The organism is Clostridium aquiflavi, assembly GCF_031344075.1.
Taxonomy (GTDB): Bacteria; Bacillota; Clostridia; order Clostridiales; family Clostridiaceae; genus Clostridium; species Clostridium aquiflavi.
Genome location: NZ_JAVJAN010000005.1, coordinates 78225 through 100121 on the forward strand (window position 1 = coordinate 78225; position 21897 = coordinate 100121).

The following is a 21897-nucleotide window of genomic DNA, read 5'->3' on the forward strand; positions in this document are numbered from 1 at the left end:
TGTTAATTATAAAGATGGGTGGGGAATAGGAATGTATGAATGTCCTATATGTGGAAGAGAAAAATATGTTCAAGGTGTATGTCTAAATTGTCAGTCAAAATTGGAAAGAGAAGCTTATGAATCATTATCAGATGAAGAAATTAATATTCAAATTAAAGAAATAATTAATAATATTAAAGATGATGAGTATATTGATAAAGCTAAAAATATAATTAGCTATACAAATGCAGATACCTCTGAAATTGCAGAGGCTGCTTGTAATAATGAAGTATATTATCCAAAGGAACTGTATAAGGATGCATCAGAAAAAGTTAGAGGCAAGCTTATTGAAAGATTAAAGAATACGGAACAGTCATTAACTGCTAATAAATTATTAGAATGTCTTGCGATAATATGTGATGATGTTGTTTTAAATGCTTTCTATGAATTTGAAAATAATCCTCCAAAGTGGAGAGAAAAATTATATGTTAATCCATCTGTATATGCAGAATGTGGAGGATGGACATTTGATGAAAACAAGAAAAAAATAAACTTAGCTTATGATGATTGTTATGTTATGTTTGAAGATGAAGAAATTAGTGATGAAGCTGTTATTGTAGGAGCAATAAGTGATGAAAGATGTTCTGAATGCAATTCAAGGCTTGTAGATATTTTCTCTATTGATGGAAATGATGAAAGGTTAAAATTTATTAATTTAAAAGGAAAGATAAATATAAAGGTATGTTTAAACTGTCTTCCATATGAAGATGAATTCTGTAAATTTGATTTGGATGGTGGAAGTGAACTTATGCCATTTGAAGGCTATGAATGTGATGACGATGATGAAATAGAAGAAGTGAGTTCAAAGCATTTTACTTTATCAAAAGAGAAAGTAAGTAAATATTATGGTTCTTTTAGTGAAGATTTAATTACAATAGGTGGAAGAGGAAATTTTGTTAATGACTGTATTCATTTAGAATGCCCATGCTGCAAGAAGAAAATGAAATATTTAGCTCAGATTCAGAGCGATTCAATTAATTTTTATGATGGAACAATGTATTTCTACATATGTGAAGATTGTAAGATGGTTGGAATTAATTATCAACAAACATAATTAATAATAAAATTGTACATAACTTTTATTATTTATGAAAAGGAGTCTATGTAATGTAGGCTCTTATTTTTTGTAATTAAATGTGATATTTATGGTAAAATATTCATAAAAGTACATTTGGAGAGGAAAGTTTTATATATGGGGAAAAATTATAAAGAATATAATAAACTTGTAAGAGATAGAATACCTGAAATTATAGAAAGAGATAATAAAAAATGCAAAATAGAAATTGCATCTAAAGAAGAAAAATATAAACTTTTAGAAATGAAGCTTCAAGAAGAAGTTAATGAATTTATTGAAGATAAAAATTTAGAGGAATTAGCAGATGTAATAGAAGTAATATTCGGACTTGCTAATTCTTTAGGATATAGTGAAGAAGATCTTTTAAAGGCTAGACATAAAAAGAAAGTTGAACGTGGAGGCTTTGAAAAAGGAATTTTACTAAAAGGTGTTAGTAAATAAAAAGGTATGTAATTAAAGTTTGAATTGGAATATTGAATAGCGTTTTTAGTGTGATTAAGAGAAAAATATGACAATGGTGAAATTAACAGTGAAGAAGATTTTAAGGAGGTATTAAAATATGTGAATTAGGAACAAACTGTTAGCTTATTAAGAATATGAAAGAGCTTGATTAATTTCAGGCTCTTATTTTTTTATAATTAAATTTGATATTTATGGTAAAATATTCATGAAAGTAAAATGTACATAGGGAGAATTTTAATGAATAAGATTTACATAGAAAAAGAAGGCATAATATTACCTAAAGAAATAAGCTTTATACCTTATAGTAATGAAGTTGATTATAGAATGTTTTCAGCAGTGTTAGATGATAATAAAATGTCTGCTACATATAAAATGTATTGGCTTTTAGCTTTATTAGAAGAAACACAACTTGATAATTTTGATATAGATTTTAAAAAACTTATAAGTAGAATGGTAGCTTTTGCTTGGTATCCAATACTTAAGTACAAGCTTAGTTTTGGTTTGTGTGATAATTTAGTTAAAGTAGTTAATTATATTGAGGATACATATTGCTTAGGAAGTAATTATGATGAAAAGAAATTATTAGATTTTATATATAATTGTGAAGATAAAATATTAAGTAAGATGCTTAAGGATTTAACTTATAATGTGCCATATAGATTTTTATCACCATTTTTTAGAGAACATACCCGTGGAGAAAGATCAAAGGTTGAAAAGATAATTGAAGAACTTTCAAAAGAAGATAAAAAGTGTGTTTATGAAATTTATATAGATGGAGATAGTAAAAAACGAATCAAAATCAGAGAAAATTGGTGTAATTATTTAAAGAATAATTATAGAATTCTTCAAGGATGGGCATATTATAAGCTTGTAATTTTCCTTCAAAAAAGAAATCTTAATGTACCAGGAATAGCAATGAAACTAGAAGCTCCAAAGAAAAGAAATCTTACAGCTCAAACAAAGATTTGGAAAGAGATAATAGAAACTAATCATATTAATGATATTTATACAGGATTAGAATTTACAAAGGAAAATTATAATGAGTATGGTATTCTAAGCATGGATCATTTTATACCTTGGAGTTTTGTACTTCATGATCAAATATGGAACTTGGTACCTACATTTAAGAACATAAACAGCAAAAAAAGTGATAACTTATTAAATTATGATAAATATATAGATAAGTTCTGCGATTTGCAATATAAAGCCTTTTCTTTTGTAGTAGATAAAAAAAGAAATAACCAAATTGAAGAGTATAGAGAATTATTAAGAATAGAAGATGCTAAGAAATTTAAAGAAGAAAAGACTATTGAAGAATTTTATAAGATGATAAAGAAAGAAGTCATGCCAGTTTATAATATTGCTGTAAATCAGGGGTTTTGTATTGTGGGGGAATTGATTTGAGAGAATATAAAATAGGTATCATAAAACCATGTAAAAGTGATAATACAGAATTGGAATAAAGAAATGGTGATAGTTATGTTGAATTTTTCAACAATTATTTTTTAATTTTAATGTTTTATTAAGCTATAGTTAAATAATACAAAAATAAAACTATACAATTTAAACTAAATTATACGAAATAAGCTTTTATAGGAAAATATATCTAAAAATGATACAATTAAAATATAAATAAATACTTATCTGAAAATATTATGTATATATAATGATTTTGAATATGTATGGAATAAAAAAATGATAAAGTGGGTGAAAGAATAATGGAATTATATGATATTGAAAATTTAGCTGAATATTATCCAAATAAGTTTATTAATTATATACTTGAAATATATAATAAACATGGAATAGATAGAGCAATTAAGTTATTAAAGAAATCTGGTGTATGTATAAATAAAAATTTGAAAAATGAAGAAAAGTTTTTTTATGCGTATAATAAAATAATAAATAAGTTCTGTGAATGTGAAGAAAATCAAATAAAAATAAATCAATTTAAAAATGAGGTTAATATAATAAACAATGCATATAAAATATTAAACAGAAGGATAGAAACAGAAAGCAATTTGCCCAAAGATAAGCAAATGGTAGCATATTTATTGGCATTAGAACAGTTCTTATTGAAATGCTCTAATAATGATATGAAAAAAGAATTAGGATTTGGAGATGATTATAATTATAACAATGTAAATGTTAATTTATTTGATAATGTTTCAGAACTTGGTGGAGAAGTATTAAAGTATTTTATGTATAAAAGTATCAGTATAGAGAATTTCCATGTACCTATATCAAATAATGAAATAGAAATTGCAAGTAAACATATAACTTTTTTAGAAGAAGAAGCATTTCTAAATCAATTAGTTCAATTATGGAGTTATTACAATCTTGAGGTATCACAGCAAAAGGGAATTATTAAATTTAAAGTAATTGGGAACAAAGCTTTAGGAGCTATTATATCAAAACAAAGATTTTTTGATATAAGATATGCTAAACTTAGTAGGTTTGCTTATATGAAAGCAAAAGAATTAAAAAATAATACATATAATATAATGAATTCTAGTGAAGAATATAAAAAAATAACAAAAGAATTTATTAATGAATATTTTAGTGAATACGGATTTGATGTGGAGTTTGGAGGTATGAAATTAAAATATTTAATAAATGCATATACAGCCATTTTTCATGAATCTGAAATTTTTATGAAAAATATAAAGGATGTTAAGAATGTTAAGCTGAGGTTATCTCATCTATGCATTATAAAAGAATATAAAAAGTGGAAAAGGATATTTATGAGTTATGGTATTCCAAAAGAAGTAGTTGATAAAATAATAGAATTTCTAATATTTGATAAAAAGTCACGTGATTTATATGATTGTCCTTTTATTAAAGTAAATAAATTTTTAATATTAGTACCGTCGATATCAATGAACATAGATCCATCAAGAGCTATTATGTCTAATTTGGCTAATAAGAAATATGATGTAGGTATTAAGGGAAATAATTTTGAAAAAGATATAAGCGAAGTTCTTGATAATGCAAATATACAAAATATGTGTTATGAGGTATATGATGAAAATCATGAAAAATATCAATGCGACCGTATATTTGTTATAGATAATGATTTATATTTTGCAGAATTAAAGCATTTAAATAACCCAGTTAATTATAGAGAGTATGAACGTAATTTGGATGAAATTACAGATGCTTGCAATCAACTAGAACGAATAGAAAAATATTTAATTACTAATAGGCTTGAAGATATAAAACAAAAACTACAAATAAATAATATAAATAATATTTATAAATTAGTTATTACTAATACTGAAAGAGGAGAAAAAAGTGTAATTAATGAAACTTTTGTAATAGATAAAACTCTATTCGATGGATATTTTAAAAGAAATGCACCGGCTATTCATCAAATTGATGGAGATGTAATAAAGACTGCAGAATTATATAAACAATATTATATTGGGAAAATTACATCGAAACAGTTTTTAGAATTAATTAAAGTTAATCCATACATTGAAATGTCACAAAAAAGAGTGGGGTATAGAGAATATAATTATAGTAAATTATTTGGGATTATTTTAGAAGAATATGCATCTAAAGTAGATGGAGTAGTTTTTAACAAAAATAAGTTTTAATTTAAAGAGGGAATAACTATGAATGAAGAATATGTAGATAAAAAAGTAAGAGAAATAGAAAAAGTAATAGATAAAGTTCATAATAAAAATGATATTTGGAAGAATGACAGAACTGAATTGATTTATAACACATTATTAGTATTTGAGGATATGACTAGAATTGTAGCACCAGTTTCTATGATGCTAATGCAGGATGCTAATATTATGATTAATAGAAATGCTGATTGCTTGGATATGTTGATTAAATGGATTTACGAGTGTAGCGAAGAGAATAATAGTGAATTTACAAATGAAGTTAATCCAGGATTGTATATGAAAATTGGTAATTTAATGAATGAGGCTGGCAAATATAGGGCTATTTGTGATGCATACGTTTTGTATTCAAGAAAACTATCTACTGCAACTTTGTACAATAATGATGAAGGAATAAAATTTGATTATTTAAGGGGGAAAACGGGTGAAATCGAAGCATATGATTTGATGCGAGGAAATACAAAAAAGAATAGTGCAATTAATAAGTTTGATTATAATGATCCAGAAATGAAGAAAGCATCTGATAAACTCATTATGAATTTAAAAGTTGATAATGAAACTGTTGATTATGTTATTACATCAGATATATGGAATGGGTTTTATAAGTTGGCAGATTTATCAGTTGAAAGTTCGAGTGAATTACCTGGAGAATGGAAATTAGATGTTTTTTCATTAAATGAATTTAAAAGTGTTTGGAAAACATTACTAACTTTATCTATAATTCATAATACTTGTTGTTTAAAATCTGGAATAAAGGGAGGATCCATAAATAATTGTGTAATTATAAAAAAGTTTGATGAATTAGTTGATGAAATTACTAAATATACACAATTAGATATAACAAAAGTAAATACTATATTACAGTTGTTAACTTATAGTGAGCATAATGACAATAAAAATATGGATGTAATATGGACTCCGATAATACCATTAAAAAATAATTTTGTAGCAATTCCACCTAATTTAATTATGATAGGAAATCCAGAAAGAAATTTAATATGCTTAGTAAATAAGGTTAATTCAAAATCATATTCATTAGTTTCTTGCAAAAAAGAAGAGTCTATGATTGAAGATTTTAAGAATCACATTAATAAATATACAAATATAGAATTTGCTTATACTAAAAAATTGCCAGATCCTTTACCAGATATGGATATTGTTATGTTTGATAAGAATTCTGATGTATTATTAATAGGAGAATTAAAATGGTTATTACAAACTGATTCTATTCAAGAAGTATGTGAAAGAGATAAAGATATAAAAAAGGGTATATCTCAGGCTAGTGATATAAGAGAGTATGCTGAAAAAAACATAGATGATGTAATTAATAGGTCATATTATGAAAAACAATTTCATCCTACAAAAATTTATACATGTGTAATCACGCGAAATAATATAGGAACATCTAAAGTTGAAGATTCTACTATTAAAGTAATTGATGAGGATGGAATATATGAATTAATTAAAGAGGCTAAAGGTAATTTATCAATTGTTATAGAAAAGATTGAAAATAAGGAATATATAAGAGATAAAAAGATTGATTATAAGTCAGAATGTAAGGAAATTGAATACGGTGGATATACTTTTAGTCTTGATGTTGTACAGGCTAATGAAGATAATTATTCTATATATGATAAAAAGGTAATTAGCAAAAAGAATAAGAAAAATAAAAAACCTAATAGAAAAATTTCTAAAAATTCAAAAAGAATAAATCGTAGAAAGAAAAAATAATCTTTCATTGAAAAAGAAAACTACAAGTTGTAGTTGTATTACAACTTGTAGTTTTTATTATCTGGAATTAATGTTTTTGAATAATGCAGTTACGAATAAGCCCATAAAAGCTATTCCTAAAAATCCTTCAATAGTTGTAGCATATCTATAAAAGCTCTCTGAAAAAGTTATATCAGAACTTATAGTTAAGAAGTTACAAAGACTAATGTATAATGCTGAAATAAATGTATTAGATATAGAATTACTAACATATATAAATGTAAATAATAAAATAATAAAAATACTACTATATAATATATTTGAAATTTTTTCTCCATGTCCCCATATTAGCCCATTTAATTTACTACATAATAGTTTGAGTAAAGTTTTAGGTAAATCTCTTAGTGTGTATTCAGATTTATAAAAATCAGTTCTTCTTAGTATAATTTCTCTATAATGTTTTTCACGTGAATGAATATTTTCAAAAAAATATTTGCGGTATTCTGCAATATTTCCATCAGCTATACAGTTTTTCGCCATTACCTTACATAACCTACTACGATTATTATATTTTTCAGGTAAACAATTATACAAATCATTAAATTTTATATAATTAGATTCCCATTCTGTATAGAAGAATACACAATTATTAAGCGATATTTTATTAAAAGAACAATCTATAAATTTACAGTTTTCAAAATTTATATGACTAAAAATACATTTATTAAAATAACAATCTATAAAAACACAATGTGAAAAATCTATATGTTTTAAAGTACAATCAAAAAAGCTTATTTTAGAAAATGTTGAACGTTCAACATATATATGTTCATAAATATAAGAATTACTCTTATCTAAACTATCATTAAAAAAAAGTAAATTACTCAATGATACATTATTTCTTAAACAATTTAATAATGAATTTAATTTACCAATATAGTATTGTTGCATGTTAAATTACTCCTTAATATGAAAAATACACTAATAGTATATAGTATTAATATTATAATTACAAATTAAATGTAGTATTTATTTGCTATAAATGTATTAATATTAGTACATTAAGTTATTTTATTGGTTAAGAAATCTGATAAAAGATTAACTGTGGATTTAGATTGATATTCAATGCTATTACAGCCAATAGGGGAAAAAAGATATAAAATAGGAATAGTAGAATACACAGTAATCCAAGTAAAATAGAGATATAAGGATGAAATAAGTAAACATATAGATATACAAGCTCTAAATCCAGAAGTCGTGGGTTCAAATCTTTATCTTGAGAAAATAATATAGTCTTAAAAAACTTCATTTCGGCAAAAAATACAACTAACACTGCACCATATAATCTATGGAGGAGTGACTAGAAAAAAACACATATTCCCCATGATTAATGAGTAGCAATATATATTATAGTGACGATTAATTGACAACATAACTTGTCTACTGTAAACTGGCTACATTACTATGTTTAAGACTAAGTGACAAGGTGACAGTATATTTATATAGAATTATTAAAATTTATAGTGTTTTCGTACTCAAAATACTATAGTTAAATGAATATAATATTAATTTTAGTGGCAGATAATAAAAGTGCCACTAATTTGCCACTAATGTACAAATTATAAATAGATGTAAGCTGATTTGTTATACGCATAAACACGTTGATACCTCGATTAAAGCAAGATTTTTAAAAGCTGATATGGTGGAGTTAAAGCCATGATATTATGCTTTAAAATTATGGAAATACACACGCCTCATGAGGAGAAAAATAGATATAAAAAATATCTTCGCCGTATATATAGAATAAAAGCATTATATATCAACTTATAAGTAAGGTTAATTTAGTTGATTAGTGAACAAAGAATAAACAATCAATAGCTTTTAAAAAGTATATTGATTGTTTTTTTATTTAAATTAATTTCTATTCATAATACTCCAAAACTTTACATATAATTACATAATATAGTACAATTATTATAAAAGCATAAAATATGATAAATTATGTAATGGAGGGTGAAATGCAACTTAATGTAGAGCAGAAAAGAATAATTCAGAGTAAACCTAATGGACATTCTTTAATAAAAGGTGTAGCAGGTTCAGGTAAAACTACTGTTGCTGTAAATAAAATGCCATTGCTATTAAGGCACTATTGTCCTTCTGAAGATGATAGAGTTCTTATGGCAACTTATAATAAATCACTTCAAAAATATGTTTCATTTATATATGATAACGTTAAAGACGATATTAATGATCAGATTAATATATTTGATGAAGATAATAGTAATAAGTTATATATTAAAACAATAGATTCAATAATGTTTAAGTATTTTAATCAATATAAAAAACATAATAATGTTAGTTTAGAACTTGCATTTCAAAAAGAATGTCAAGATCAATTAATTGATGCAATAAACTTTGTTAGCAAGAGTTTTCAGGACATTAAAATTATTAATCAGAAGTATTTTCAATTTATAAAAGAAGAAATTATGTGGATAAAATCTTGCAATTATATGGAGCTTGAAGAATATCAATCTGTTGATAGAATAGGTAGAGTTAGAAAAATTAATAATGAAGGGCCACAAAAACTTAGAAAAAATTCTAAGCAACGAAATACCATATTTGAAGTCTTATTAAGATATGATAAAAATTTAAAGAAGATAAATAAAGTAGATTTTCAAGATATGGCTTTGATTGCATTAGCTCAAGCTAAGAAATATCCTATTGAAAAATATACCCATATATTAATAGATAAAAGTCAAGATTTAACAAGAGTTCAATTAGAATTATTAAAAGCATCAATACTTAAAGTAGTATTGGTGTTTTTGTTATTTAAAATAAATAAAACTATTTTTAAATTAGATGCTTAGTATTAATCAATTTGTAAAATAATATAAGTTTAGTTTATAATAATATTATCATAAAATGTGACAATATGGATGATTAAAGGGGAGATGGGTTTGAATAATTTTGCTTTTTTAGAAGATAAGTGGCCTATACTAGGAAATTTGGGGAGATTAGCAGAGAGAAATCTTTATATAGATTCAAATACTACATTTATAAAATGTGGTATGTTTGGTGAAATTATAGTTAAGTATATGGTATCAATGGAAGAGGTTGATGAAACATTAATAGCTCATGACAATAATCATAACAATAGAATTAAGTTACTTAAAAAGGAAGACTTGATTCCAGATGATATTGATAATATACTTCATATGCTAAGAATTAAGAGGAATAGTGCAGCTCATAGTGGTTATGAAGATGTGGAAAAAGCTAAAATTCAATTAGAGATTACATTTAAGTTAGCAGTGTGGTTTATGCAAACTTATGGAGAGTGGAATTTTGAACCTGAATCTTTTAAAGTACCTAAAGAAAATGATTTTAGTGAAAATATTAATGATATATCAAGAGAATATGATGAAAAGGTAAAAGCCTTAGAAGCAGAACTTAATGCATTAAAGGCTAAAGAAAAAGATAAAAAAGAGTTAGAAGAACGTAAAAAACAAGGTAAAAAGGCTAGTAGAAAGATTGAATATAGTGAAGCTCAAACAAGAAGAATAATTGATGATCAACTTGTAAGTGCAGGTTGGGAAGCAGATACAATTAATATTAGATATTCAAGAGGAACAAGACCTACTAAAGGAAGGAATTTAGCTATTGCTGAATGGCCAACATATTCTGAAGAAAAGGGTAATGGAAAAGTTGACTATGCTTTATTTATCGGGAAAAAGTTAGTTGGATTTGTTGAAGCTAAAAAATATTCCAAAGATGTTGGTGGAACTATGGTTGAATCTAAAACTTATGCTAAAGGAGTTAAAGAAGAGGATACAGAATATGTTATTTCTACTTGGAATGAATATAAAGTCCCATTCTTATTTTCTGCAAATGGCAGAAAGTATATTAAAGAGATTGAAGATAAAAGCGGTGTTCATTTTGTAGATTGCAGAAATCCTAGAAATAATACTAAAGTCCTTCAAGGATGGTATTCACCAGAAAAATTAGAATCTATGCTTGAAGAAGATATAGAAGATGCTAATAAAAAACTTGATGAGTTAAGTTTTGAATTTTTACAAAGTTCAGATAGTGTAGGATTAAGATATTATCAAGTAGAGGCTATAAAGGCAGTTGAAAAAGCTATCATTGATGGTAAGAAAACAGCATTGATAACTATGGCAACTGGAACAGGTAAAACTAGAACAGTTTTAGGATTAATATATAGATTACTTAAGACTAATAGATATAGAAGAATTTTATTTCTAGTTGATAGAACTTCACTTGGAGATCAAGCTTTAGATACATTTAAGGAAGTTAAGTTAGAAGATTTAAAAACATTAAATCAAATATATAATATTAATGGATTAGATGACAAACTTATTGATAAGGAAACTAAGATCCATATTGCAACGGTACAAGCTATGGTTAAAAGAATTATGTACAATGAAGAAGAAGTAAATGTGCCATCTGTTGGTGATTATGATTGTATTATAGTAGATGAAGCTCATAGGGGATATACTTTAGACAAAGAAATGAGTGAAAGTGAAATTGATTGGAGAGATAATAGAGACTTTTTAGGTAAATACAAGAAAGTTATTGAGTATTTTGATGCGTTTAAAGTAGCACTTACAGCGACCCCAGCACTTCAAACTACAATGATATTTGGAAAAACAGTTTATAACTATAGTTATAGAGAAGCAGTTATAGATGGCTACTTAGTTGACCATGAACCACCACATCTTATTGAAACAGAACTTACAAGAGATGGAGTTCACTTTAAGAAAGGGGATACAGTAGCTAAATATAATAAGTATACTGGTGAACTTATTAATGGTGCTGAAATTGGTGATGATTTAGATTTTGAAATAGATCAATTCAATAAGAAAGTAATTGTAGAATCACATACAAGAGCAGCATTAGAAGAAGTAGCAAATTATATTGATCCTGAAAATGATGAAGGAAAAACATTAATATTTGCAGCAAGTGATGCTCATGCTGATATGATTGTTAGATTATTAAAGAAAATTTATACAGAAACTATGGGTGGAGTAGATGATGATTCAATATTAAAGATAACAGGTGCAATAAAGGATTCAGATTTAGCAATAAAAAGATTTAAGAATGAGAAGTACCCTAATATTGCAGTTACCGTTGATTTATTATCTACAGGAATTGACGTACCAAGGATTGATAAAATAGTATTTTTAAGAAGGGTAAAATCAAGAATACTTTATGAGCAAATGCTAGGTAGAGCAACTCGTCTTTGCAATGAAATAGAAAAAACTCACTTTGAGATATTTGACTGCGTAAGACTTTATGAAGCGCTTAAAGATGTTACTAATATGAAGCCAGTTGCAGCAAGTGCAAATACATCATTTAAAATTCTTAAAGAAACATTAGAGAGAACTGATGATATTGAGGAAAAGAAGGAAACAATAAAGAAAGTTATAGCTAAATTGCAAAGAAAGAAGAAATTATTAAAAGATGATGAAAAATTAATTTTTAAAAGTCTTTGTAATGATAAAACTCCTGAGGAATTTATAAAGGAACTTAAAGAAGCTCATATAGATCAGGCAGTCTATCAGGTTGTTAATAATAACAAATTAATAGATTACCTGGATGAAAAATCTCAAAGTGAAGAAATCATAATAGTTACGGACAGAAAAGATAAGGTTGTATCACATACAAGAGGATATGGAAAAGGTAAAAAACCAGAAGATTATTTGGAAGAGTTCCAAAAGTATATAGATGAAAATAAAAATCTTATTCCTGCGTTAGAGGTTATTTGTACAAGACCACAAGAATTAACAAGAGAATCATTAAGACAACTTAGAGCAATACTAGATAAGAATGGTTTTAGTGAAGAATATTTAAAAACTGCATGGAAAGACTTAAGGCATGAAGAAATAGTTGCAGATATTATTGCATTTATAAGGCAACAAGCATTAGGAAGTCCATTAGAATCAAATGAAGAAAGAGTAAAAAGGGCAGTAGATAGAATAAAGAGAGAGTATTACTTAACAAAGCCACAAGAAAATTGGATGAATAGAATAGAAAAGGTAATGTTAAAAGAAGTAGTAATAGACAAAGAAACATTTGATACTGGAAGCTTTAAAGCGCAAGGTGGAGGTTTTACTAGACTTAACACAATATTTGGTGGTAAGCTAGAAGAAATAATAAATAAAGTGAAAACATATATGTTTGAAAATATAGTATAGATTATTGGAGGTGAAGTATGTTTACAAATATAGATAATAAAAAATCTATTTTAGATAGCAAAAGACCTTTAAATAAGGAAGCTTTGCATAATTTAAAGAAATATTTTGATGTGGAATTAACTTATAATTCTAATGCCATAGAAGGAAATACTTTAACTGTAACTGAGACAAAAGTAATTTTAGAAGATGGAATTACAATAGGTAAAGGAAAAACATTAAGAGAGCATTTAGAGGTTATAAATCATAAGGAAGCTATAGATTATATTGATGATATTGTAAGTAAAGATATTGACATATCTGAAAGAGTTATTAAAGATTTACATTATATAATATTAAAAAGTATTAATAACAAAAACGCTGGAAAATATAGAGATACAAATGTTCTTATAAGTGGTAGTAGGCATAGACCAGTGGAACATATTCTAGTAGCTGAAAAAATGCAAGAGCTTATTAAATGGTATAAAGAGAATAAAAAAAAGCTGCATCCAATAGAGTTAGCAGCAGAATTTCACTTTAGGTATGTATATATTCACCCTTTCATTGATGGGAACGGTAGAAGTGCAAGACTTCTTATGAATTTAATTCTTATGGGAAATGGATATCCAATATCAGTTATTAATAATGAAGACAGAGATGAATATATGAAAGCTTTAGAAAAGGCAAGTACAACAGGTGATGCAAAAGATTTTATAAATATAGTGGCTAATGCTGTAGATAAAAGTTTAGATACTTATTTATATATTGCACAATAATTTATATTTAGCTAAAGAGTAGAATGACGGGAGAACGTAGTAATGAATACACAAGAAATAGTAAGTAAACTTTGGAACCTTTGTAATGTACTAAGAGATGATGGGATAACTTATCATCAATATGTAACAGAATTAACTTATATTTTGTTTTTAAAGATGGCAAAGGAAACAGGAGCAGAGATCAAATTGCCGGAAGGATATAAATGGGATGATCTAAAAATAAAAAGTGGTATAGAGCTTAAGAATTTCTATAAAGAGCTATTAAATCATTTAGGTGAAGAAAGTACAGGAATAGTACAGCAAATATACCAAGGTTCAGCTACTAATATTGATGAACCAAAGAACTTAGAAAAGATAATTACAACTATAGATGGACTTGACTGGTATTCAGCAAAGGAAGAAGGACTAGGAAACCTATATGAAGGACTTTTAGAAAAGAATGCATCTGAAAAGAAATCAGGAGCAGGACAATACTTTACGCCAAGAGTTTTAATTGACATAATGGTTAAATTAATTGATCCTAAGCCAGGTGAAAAATGTAATGACCCAGCAGCAGGAACGTTTGGATTTATGATTGCAGCAGATCATTATATGAAAGAAAAGACAGATAATTACTTTGATTTAGATACAGACTTAGCAGAATTCCAAAGAACAGAAGCTTTTTCAGGATGTGAATTAGTTCATGAAACTCATAGGTTAGCACTTATGAATGCAATGCTTCATGATATAGAAGGAAACATAATATTAGGAGATACATTAACTAATGTAGGAAAGCAAATGACAGATTTAGATGTAGTGCTTTCAAATCCTCCATTTGGAACTAAAAAAGGTGGAGAAAGAGCAAATAGAGATGATTTAACGTTCATAACATCAAACAAGCAATTAAATTTCTTACAACATATATATAGAAGTTTAAAAGCAGATGGAAAAGCAAGAGCAGCAGTAGTATTACCTGATAATGTTTTATTCCAAGAAGGTGATGGAAGCAAAATAAGAGAAGATTTAATGGATAAATGTAATCTTCACACAATATTAAGACTTCCAACAGGTATCTTTTATGCTCAAGGAGTTAAAACTAATGTATTATTCTTTACAAGAGGCACTAGGGATAAAGGAAATACAAAAGACGTATGGTTCTATGATTTAAGAACAAATATGAAAAACTTCAATAAGGGAAATTCATTAAAAGAATCTCATTTTGATGAATTTGTAAAAGCTTATACAGCAGAAGATAGAGCGAAAGTAGAAGATGAAAGATGGAATAAGTTCAATAGAGAAGAAATAAGAGAAAAGAATGATAATTTAGATTTAGGGCTTATAAAAGATGATTTAATATTAGATTATGAAGATCTACCAGATCCAATAGAAAGTGCAGAAGACGCAGTAGCAAAGCTTGAAGAGGCAACTGACTTGCTTATGAGCGTTATTAAAGAACTAAAGTCATTACAATAATAGGAGGATATTAAGTATGAAATGGAGTGAAGTAAGAGTACTATATAAAGATGCTTTGATATTATTTGAAGCATTGAAATCACATTCTGAGAATGGAAACAGGATTGTTGAGGATTTATCTGTTATTAATTATTATAGTGATGGAAAAACTGCGTTAAGAGAATATGCAGAAAGGCACAAGAAGGATAAAACTAGGGAAATGTATGTATATCATACTAAACATGAAAATTTGAATATAGAAGAAAGAGCATGGATTGGAGTAAGGAGAAATGGTTAATTTAAAATATAGGTATGGACTGCCATTTTGCTCTATTTCATTGGTATATAAAATGGAAATACAAGTGAGGAAAAGTAATGGCTAAGAAGAAAATCACATTAGAAGAAAAGATGGAAGAGGCTATTGTTACGGATGTGCCTTATGAGGTGCCGGGGAATTGGGTGTGTAGTAAGTTAGGAAGTCTACTAAAAAATATGACTACCAAAAAACCAGATGATAGAAATGAGTTTTTTAAATATATAGATATTGATGCTATTGATAACAAAAATCAAAGAATTGCAGAACCTAAAGTAGTAAATGTAAAAGAGGCTCCAAGTAGAGCAAGTAGGGAAGTAATGGAGGGCGATGTTTTATTTTCTACAGTACGACCATATTTAAAAAATATTGCAATAGTAACAAATGAATATAAAGATTGTATTGCCTCAACAGGATTTTATATTTGTAGAAGTAAAGGAGCATTAATTAATAAGTATTTATACTACTTATTATGCAGTGAGGGATCTATAAATTATTTTACATCAATGATGAAAGGTGATAACTCACCATCTATAAGAAAAGAAGAATTTGAACGTTTAAATGTACCACTTCCACCGTTAAAAGAGCAACAAAGAATTGTTGATAGAATAGAAAGTCTTTTTGAAAAGTTAGATAAGGCTAAGGAGTTAATAGAAGAAGCTAGAGAGGGATTTGAGAAGAGGAAGTCAGCTATATTGGAGAAGGCTTTTAGGGGAGGAGTGACTGAAAAGTGGAGAAAAAAGAGAAAAATTAATGAAATGGGTAAGTTAACTTCATTAAAAGAAGTTGCAGATTTTAAAGGCGGTTTTGCATTCAAGAGTAATCAATTTGTAGATGAAGGTATTCAGGTAATTAGAATGGGGAATCTTTATAATGGAGTATTAGATTTAACTAGAAATCCTGTATATATATCTAGAAATATTGATAGTAATTTAATTAGTAAGTATAGTATAAAAAGTGGAGATATTTTATTGACGTTAACAGGAACAAAATATAAAAGAGATTATGGTTATGCGGTATTGATAGAAGAAGATAAAGAATTATTACTTAATCAGAGAATTTTAAGTATATCTCCAAAGAGAGATATATGCACATCTTATTTATATTATTATCTAAAAAGTGAGTTCTTTAGAGATATATTTTTTAGTCAAGAAACTGGTGGGGTTAATCAAGGAAATGTTAGTGGAAAGTTTGTTGAAAGTGTTAAGATAAACATAGTATCTTTAGAAGAACAAAAAGAAATAGTAAGAATCCTAGATAAGCTTTTAGAAGATGAATCTAAAATAGAACAACTTACACAATTAGAAGATCAAATAGAATTAATAAAGAAATCAATACTTGCAAAAGCATTTAGAGGGGAACTTGGAACAAATGACTCAAATGAAGAAAGTGCTTTAGAGTTGCTTAAAGAAATATTAAGTAAAGAATAAAACATAAATTAATGCATAACAAATAGGCTATCTTAAAATGTAAATTTATATTTTGAGATAGCCTATTCTTTTATAAATAATTAGTTTATGTCCATTAATATTTGATATATCAGATGTAATATTTCTATAAAGTTTGAATAGTCATTATATTGAGTTATTAATTTATTAAGTAAGGGACTAGATGGGAAGTAAATTTTATAGAGAAATATCTAAGAGCATGAAGGAAAAGGAAGTAGAAACTGTATATAATAAAGGATTAGATTTGTATTTTTCAAATGCAAAAATAAATCATCCTTATAATTGTGATGGTTATATGGAAAGTGATGTATTTTATGATAATAAAAAAAGAATTTTAAGGTTACTTATAGAGTATAAATTAGATGAAAAATTAGATTCTAAAACGCATCAAGCAAAAGTATTAGTACAAGCGTTATACTATATAAAAAATTTTGAATTAAATGGAGATATACTACCAAATGTAACTTTAATTGGAGATAAAAATGAATGTTTTGTATTACATACAAATGATATTAATAATTATTTAGATGAAGATATTGATTGGAGTATTGCACCTTCTGAAGCACCTAATAAAAATCCTAATTTAGTATTTAAAATAGCTAAAGATGAAAAAATAAATCCATTTGTATTTAAAATAGATGATAATTTTTCATTTAAAGAAGTTGCAGACAAAATTAAATATTTAGCTTTAAATATTCAAAGATTAGTTAGGATGACAGATCAAAATATATCTAAGATATATGATTATTTCATAACAAAAGTAATAAAAGAAATTAAGAAATATAATGCCAATGATTTAGTATATATGTTTATAGATTTGATGATTTGTCCTAAGAATAATTATAAACATCCTATAAAGAAAAATACATTAGTTTTATCAAATGGAAATGAGATTAATATTAATGGCAATAATTATGATGCTTTCTTTAATCATTTTGAACGTAAATATAGTCCTAGTGAAAAAGAGAGGTTTACTTCAATTTCTGATAGGCTTATTGAAGATACAACAAGACGATTTAAAGGAGAATTTTATACACCAACATCATGGGTGGATGAAGCACATAAAGTTATTAGTAGGGTTTATGGTGATGATTGGAAAGAAAAATATGTTGTATGGGATTGTGCATGGGGTACAGGTAATCTTACACGAGACTATCTTTTTAAGGAACTTTATTGTTCAACAATTAATGAAGGAGATTTAAAAATAGCTAGTAGGTATAATATTAATTCAGTAAAATTCAAGTATGATTTTTTGAATGATGATATTGATTTGCTTCAAGGGGCAACATTATTAGAAAGTGAATATAAAATACCAAAATCTTTATTATATGCATTAAAATCTGATAGAAAAATTATATTTTTCTTGAATCCACCTTATGGAACTTCAGGAAGTGGAGGAGCAAAAGGTTCAAGTAAAAAGGGAATGGCTGAAAGTGAAATGAATAAATTAATGAAGAAAAATAAAGTAGGCAGATGCTCTGAGCAATTATTTGCACAATTTTTATATAGAATATTTATGTTTAAAAAGTTGTATAATCTTACCAATGTTAATATATGTATATATGCTACTCCGATATATATGTCTGGGGAATCATTTAAGAAGTTTAGAAAAGTGTTTTTAAAAGAATTTAAGTATGAATCAGGCATATTATTTCAAGCAAGTCATTTTTCTGATGTTAAGAACAGATGGGGAATTAGTTTTAGTTGCTGGTCAAGTGGAGAATCTATAAATAAAACAGAATTTATTCATGAATTAAAGGACATTGATAATACGGGAATAGTATCATTAGGTAAGAAGAATATTTATAATTTAGATGAAGAGATAAAATGTTCTGATTGGATTAGAAAAGAAATTAAAGATAAATCAACAGTAGATATGCCACAATTTATAACAGCAATATCTATTAAACAAAGTGGTAATGGTAAAGCATTAAAAGGATCACTAGGGTACTGTGTAAATTCTGCTAATGCTATCTATGAAAATGATACGTATGTTTTTATTACCAGTTCTACGTCATGTAAAGGGCATGGAGTATCTATAACAAAAGACAATATAATGAATATAGTTTCTAATTTTGCAGCACGTAAATTAATTACTGGGAAACATTCTACGTGGATAAATCATAAGGATGAGTATATGAAACCTAATGTAAATAAGAACGGTTATAAGGAATGGAACTATGATGCATTGGTATATTCTATTTTTAATACGGCATCAAATCAAAGCTCTGTTAGGCAAATTCAATATAAAGATAAAAAATGGAATGTATTTAATGAATTTTTCTTTATGAGTAAAAATGAAATATTAAAATTAGCAGATTTAAATAATAATGACCAAGTATATGAGGATGTTAAAAACTTTGGAGAAGAACGATATGTATATAAGTTATTAGAAAATACCAAATTATCAACTGAATCACAAGTTGTGTTAGACAAAGCTAGAGAGTTAGTATATAAAAGTTTTAAATATAGAGAGGTATTTAATGAAGATAATCCAGAATACTTTATAAATTCATGGGATGCAGGTTGGTATCAAATCAAAGGATTATTAAATGAATATATGAAAGAAGAATTAATTGAATTTAATAATTTATATAAAGAGCTAGAAAACAAGATGAGACCTAATGTTTATGAGTTTGGATTTTTAAAGTAATTATATATTAATAGTTACGATAAATTAGTTATATAAACAAAGACTAGAATTCAGTAAGATTTCTAGTCTTTGTTTATGGTAAAATGTTGATTAGAGTAGATATAAAAATAAAAGTGATATTGGGATAGGTGTAAGTAAAATGAGAGATAGCTATGGAGATATTTATTATGAAGCATTAGAAGACCTTTTAAAGGAAGAAAAAGATAAACTTGAATCTTTGATAGGCAAAGAGGTATTAGATATATTAGCATATACTGATGACGAATGTACAGAATGGTATCAACCAATAATATTTGTTATTGAAAATATTAATTTATTAATTGAAGTATATGATTTAGAAAAGTTAGTAATAAAATGGAATACTTCTGTAGATCATATTTATTATACAGATAAATTAAAATGGGGAAATAAAAATAAAGAGTTTAAAAGATTAGTAAATTCTAAAATAACAAGAATAGATATAATTGAATTTTGCAGAAATTGGAAAGCTGTATATTCAAAATTAAACACTAATGAACTTGATGATCAAATATATACTAGAGATTTGATTGGGATAGGATTTCATACAGAAACAGGGTATATAGAAATATGTAATACAATAGATGAAGCTGAGATATCTTTTAATTATATTGAAAGAAATGATTTGAAAAGATATATAATTAAATAAATAATTTTTTAGTGCTAAAAGGGAGAATTTACATGGGAAGAAAATATACTATAAAATGTTCAAATTGCAATTACAATAAATGTCTTACACTAGGAATAGGAATGCTATATTCTACTAAGAATATTTTTTACAAAAATGATTTTAATAATAGTAAACCTATGTTAGAAACTTTAGTTAGAAGTAAAAGGATAAAAGAAAATGCTTTGAAGTTAATAGATAGTGGTGGAATTCCAAGTGAAAATTATAAACATAATGTTTATTGCTGTACTAATTGTAATGAGATTTATAGTCGATTTTATTTTTGTATTATATCTGAAGGCAAAGTATATGAACCAGAATACCATTGTTCAAAATGTAAGCGTATTTTAAATAAAGTAAGAATAATAAGTGAAAAAGATAATCTGAAAATATTTGATGAGCATAAGGAATACTCATGGAAATGCCCTATTTGTGGTTGTAATAAATTAGAAATTGATAATGATAGTGGTATTTTAATGTGGGATTAAAATAATCAAAGAATTTAATCAAATATCACATAAATTAAGAAAAATGCTAATAAAGCTTAATTAAGTTTAAGTTTTATTAGCATTTTTAGTGCAGTTTTAAAGAGGAGATAGTTAAGGTGTTTGATTTTTTAATATTGTGACATGGGATATTAGATGGTTTTAGGTTTAATAATAAGATGTTTTTGGATATAATAGAGGTAATATAATTAAAGAGGTGTAAAATGAATAATTTAAAAGAAATTAGATGGAAGCAAAGATTTGAAAATTTCCATAAATCATATAAATTATTAAAAAAATATTCTAATAAGCCTATAACAACTGAACTTGAAAGAGCTGGGATAATACAATTTTTTGAAATGACATTTGAACTTGCGTGGAAAGTTTTAAAAGATTACTTGGAATCAGAAGGGTATATGGTTAAAAGCCCTAGAGAAACTGTAAAGCAAGCATTTCAAATAGGATTGATAGATAATGGACATATATGGATAGATGCATTATCAAATAGAGATTTAACAAAACATACTTATGATGAAGAATTAGCTGATAAAATGACTAAGGAAATATTGATATCTTACTTACCTGAATTGGATAAAATGTATACTAGATTAGTAGAGGAATTGTAAAATGTTTGGATTATTAGAAAGAGACATAAAGTATATAAATGAAGCTTTAGATAAATTTGAAGAGATAGAAAAAGCAATAATATTTGGAAGTAGAGCAATGGGAAATTATAAAAAAGGTTCAGATGTGGATATAGCTATAATAGGTAAAAATGTAACGAATAAAACTATTTTTAGATTGGATGATTATTTAAATGAAGTTTATCCACTACCTTATTTTTTTGATGTTATACAATATTCTTCAATTTCAAATAAGAAATTAATAAATCATATAGATAATGAGGGGAAGATAATATATACAAAGAAATTGTGATGTTTAAACTTTGTATATTGTGAGATATAATATATTTAATAAAATTTTGGAATAGAACAATATG

The 21897-nt window shown here is 26.2% G+C and carries 17 protein-coding genes; 16 read left to right on the top strand and 1 reads right to left on the bottom strand.

Going from position 1 to position 21897, the window contains the following annotated elements; genetic code table 11:
- Positions 1 to 31: 31 nt before the first annotated feature.
- The 5 genes from RGC78_RS02785 to RGC78_RS02805 all read left to right on the top strand — a co-directional run bounded on the left by RGC78_RS02785 (position 32) and on the right by RGC78_RS02805 (position 6939).
- A complete protein-coding gene (locus RGC78_RS02785; RefSeq protein ID WP_309555988.1) occupies positions 32 to 1093 on the top strand; it encodes a hypothetical protein in 1062 nt (353 codons plus the stop codon).
- Positions 1094 to 1231: 138 nt separating this feature from the next.
- Positions 1232 to 1555, top strand: coding sequence for a nucleoside triphosphate pyrophosphohydrolase (locus tag RGC78_RS02790; protein WP_252223901.1), 324 nt, complete (start codon positions 1232 to 1234; stop codon positions 1553 to 1555).
- 258 nt (positions 1556 to 1813) lie between these two features.
- On the top strand, positions 1814 to 2980 hold the full coding sequence (locus RGC78_RS02795) for an HNH endonuclease domain-containing protein (protein WP_309555990.1): 1167 nt from the start codon (positions 1814 to 1816) through the stop codon (positions 2978 to 2980).
- A 314-nt stretch (positions 2981 to 3294) separates the two neighbouring features.
- On the top strand, positions 3295 to 5175 hold the full coding sequence (locus RGC78_RS02800) for a hypothetical protein (RefSeq protein ID WP_309555991.1): 1881 nt from the start codon (positions 3295 to 3297) through the stop codon (positions 5173 to 5175).
- Between the two features lie 18 nt (positions 5176 to 5193).
- Positions 5194 to 6939, top strand: coding sequence for a hypothetical protein (locus RGC78_RS02805; protein ID WP_309555992.1), 1746 nt, complete (start codon positions 5194 to 5196; stop codon positions 6937 to 6939).
- Between the two features lie 57 nt (positions 6940 to 6996).
- Here RGC78_RS02805 and RGC78_RS02810 read toward each other — a convergent pair whose 3' ends face one another.
- Positions 6997 to 7869 carry a pentapeptide repeat-containing protein gene (locus tag RGC78_RS02810; RefSeq protein ID WP_309555993.1) on the bottom strand — a complete coding sequence of 291 codons (873 nt, stop codon included), beginning with the start codon at positions 7867 to 7869 and terminating at the stop codon, positions 6997 to 6999.
- Between the two features lie 1067 nt (positions 7870 to 8936).
- Between RGC78_RS02810 and RGC78_RS02815 the strand changes: the two genes are divergently transcribed.
- The 11 genes from RGC78_RS02815 to RGC78_RS02865 all read left to right on the top strand — a co-directional run bounded on the left by RGC78_RS02815 (position 8937) and on the right by RGC78_RS02865 (position 21833).
- Complete coding sequence (locus RGC78_RS02815; RefSeq protein ID WP_309555994.1) at positions 8937 to 9785, top strand: UvrD-helicase domain-containing protein; 849 nt, start codon at positions 8937 to 8939, stop codon at positions 9783 to 9785.
- 90 nt (positions 9786 to 9875) lie between these two features.
- Positions 9876 to 13130, top strand: coding sequence for a type I restriction-modification system endonuclease (gene hsdR, locus RGC78_RS02820; protein WP_309555995.1), 3255 nt, complete (start codon positions 9876 to 9878; stop codon positions 13128 to 13130).
- A gap of 17 nt (positions 13131 to 13147) precedes the next feature.
- A complete protein-coding gene (locus tag RGC78_RS02825) occupies positions 13148 to 13882 on the top strand; it encodes a Fic family protein (RefSeq protein WP_309555996.1) in 735 nt (244 codons plus the stop codon).
- 42 nt (positions 13883 to 13924) lie between these two features.
- Positions 13925 to 15334 carry a class I SAM-dependent DNA methyltransferase gene (locus RGC78_RS02830; protein ID WP_309555997.1) on the top strand — a complete coding sequence of 470 codons (1410 nt, stop codon included), beginning with the start codon at positions 13925 to 13927 and terminating at the stop codon, positions 15332 to 15334.
- Between the two features lie 16 nt (positions 15335 to 15350).
- Complete coding sequence (locus tag RGC78_RS02835; protein ID WP_309555998.1) at positions 15351 to 15611, top strand: hypothetical protein; 261 nt, start codon at positions 15351 to 15353, stop codon at positions 15609 to 15611.
- 77 nt (positions 15612 to 15688) lie between these two features.
- Positions 15689 to 17056, top strand: a complete 1368-nt coding sequence (locus RGC78_RS02840; RefSeq protein ID WP_309555999.1) for a restriction endonuclease subunit S — start codon at positions 15689 to 15691, stop codon at positions 17054 to 17056.
- Positions 17057 to 17237: 181 nt separating this feature from the next.
- Positions 17238 to 19727, top strand: a complete 2490-nt coding sequence (locus RGC78_RS02845) for a hypothetical protein (RefSeq protein WP_309556000.1) — start codon at positions 17238 to 17240, stop codon at positions 19725 to 19727.
- A gap of 139 nt (positions 19728 to 19866) precedes the next feature.
- The gene (locus RGC78_RS02850; RefSeq protein ID WP_309556001.1) at positions 19867 to 20394 is read left to right on the top strand and encodes a hypothetical protein; all 528 of its coding nucleotides are present in this window, start codon (positions 19867 to 19869) and stop codon (positions 20392 to 20394) included.
- A 32-nt stretch (positions 20395 to 20426) separates the two neighbouring features.
- The gene (locus RGC78_RS02855) at positions 20427 to 20900 is read left to right on the top strand and encodes a hypothetical protein (protein WP_309556002.1); all 474 of its coding nucleotides are present in this window, start codon (positions 20427 to 20429) and stop codon (positions 20898 to 20900) included.
- Between the two features lie 221 nt (positions 20901 to 21121).
- Entirely contained in the window at positions 21122 to 21523 is a 402-nt protein-coding gene (locus tag RGC78_RS02860; protein WP_309556003.1) for a nucleotidyltransferase substrate binding protein, read from the top strand.
- Between the two features lies 1 nt (position 21524).
- Complete coding sequence (locus tag RGC78_RS02865; protein ID WP_252243146.1) at positions 21525 to 21833, top strand: nucleotidyltransferase family protein; 309 nt, start codon at positions 21525 to 21527, stop codon at positions 21831 to 21833.
- The last annotated feature ends 64 nt before the right edge of the window (positions 21834 to 21897 follow it).

Bases quoted from the DNA above. Each gene is read 5' to 3' on its own strand.
- RGC78_RS02790 (WP_252223901.1), top strand. From the start codon at position 1,232: ATGGGGAAAAATTATAAAGAATATAATAAACTTGTAAGAGATAGAATA.
- RGC78_RS02840 (WP_309555999.1), top strand. From the start codon at position 15,689: ATGGCTAAGAAGAAAATCACATTAGAAGAAAAGATGGAAGAGGCTATT.
- RGC78_RS02855 (WP_309556002.1), top strand. From the start codon at position 20,427: ATGGGAAGAAAATATACTATAAAATGTTCAAATTGCAATTACAATAAA.
- RGC78_RS02810 (WP_309555993.1), bottom strand. From the start codon at position 7,869: ATGCAACAATACTATATTGGTAAATTAAATTCATTATTAAATTGTTTA.
- RGC78_RS02850 (WP_309556001.1), top strand. From the start codon at position 19,867: ATGAGAGATAGCTATGGAGATATTTATTATGAAGCATTAGAAGACCTT.
- RGC78_RS02860 (WP_309556003.1), top strand. From the start codon at position 21,122: ATGAATAATTTAAAAGAAATTAGATGGAAGCAAAGATTTGAAAATTTC.
- RGC78_RS02805 (WP_309555992.1), top strand. From the start codon at position 5,194: ATGAATGAAGAATATGTAGATAAAAAAGTAAGAGAAATAGAAAAAGTA.
- RGC78_RS02835 (WP_309555998.1), top strand. From the start codon at position 15,351: ATGAAATGGAGTGAAGTAAGAGTACTATATAAAGATGCTTTGATATTA.
- RGC78_RS02865 (WP_252243146.1), top strand. From the start codon at position 21,525: ATGTTTGGATTATTAGAAAGAGACATAAAGTATATAAATGAAGCTTTA.
- RGC78_RS02800 (WP_309555991.1), top strand. From the start codon at position 3,295: ATGGAATTATATGATATTGAAAATTTAGCTGAATATTATCCAAATAAG.
- RGC78_RS02825 (WP_309555996.1), top strand. From the start codon at position 13,148: ATGTTTACAAATATAGATAATAAAAAATCTATTTTAGATAGCAAAAGA.
- RGC78_RS02845 (WP_309556000.1), top strand. From the start codon at position 17,238: ATGGGAAGTAAATTTTATAGAGAAATATCTAAGAGCATGAAGGAAAAG.
- RGC78_RS02815 (WP_309555994.1), top strand. From the start codon at position 8,937: ATGCAACTTAATGTAGAGCAGAAAAGAATAATTCAGAGTAAACCTAAT.
- RGC78_RS02795 (WP_309555990.1), top strand. From the start codon at position 1,814: ATGAATAAGATTTACATAGAAAAAGAAGGCATAATATTACCTAAAGAA.
- RGC78_RS02830 (WP_309555997.1), top strand. From the start codon at position 13,925: ATGAATACACAAGAAATAGTAAGTAAACTTTGGAACCTTTGTAATGTA.
- RGC78_RS02785 (WP_309555988.1), top strand. From the start codon at position 32: ATGTATGAATGTCCTATATGTGGAAGAGAAAAATATGTTCAAGGTGTA.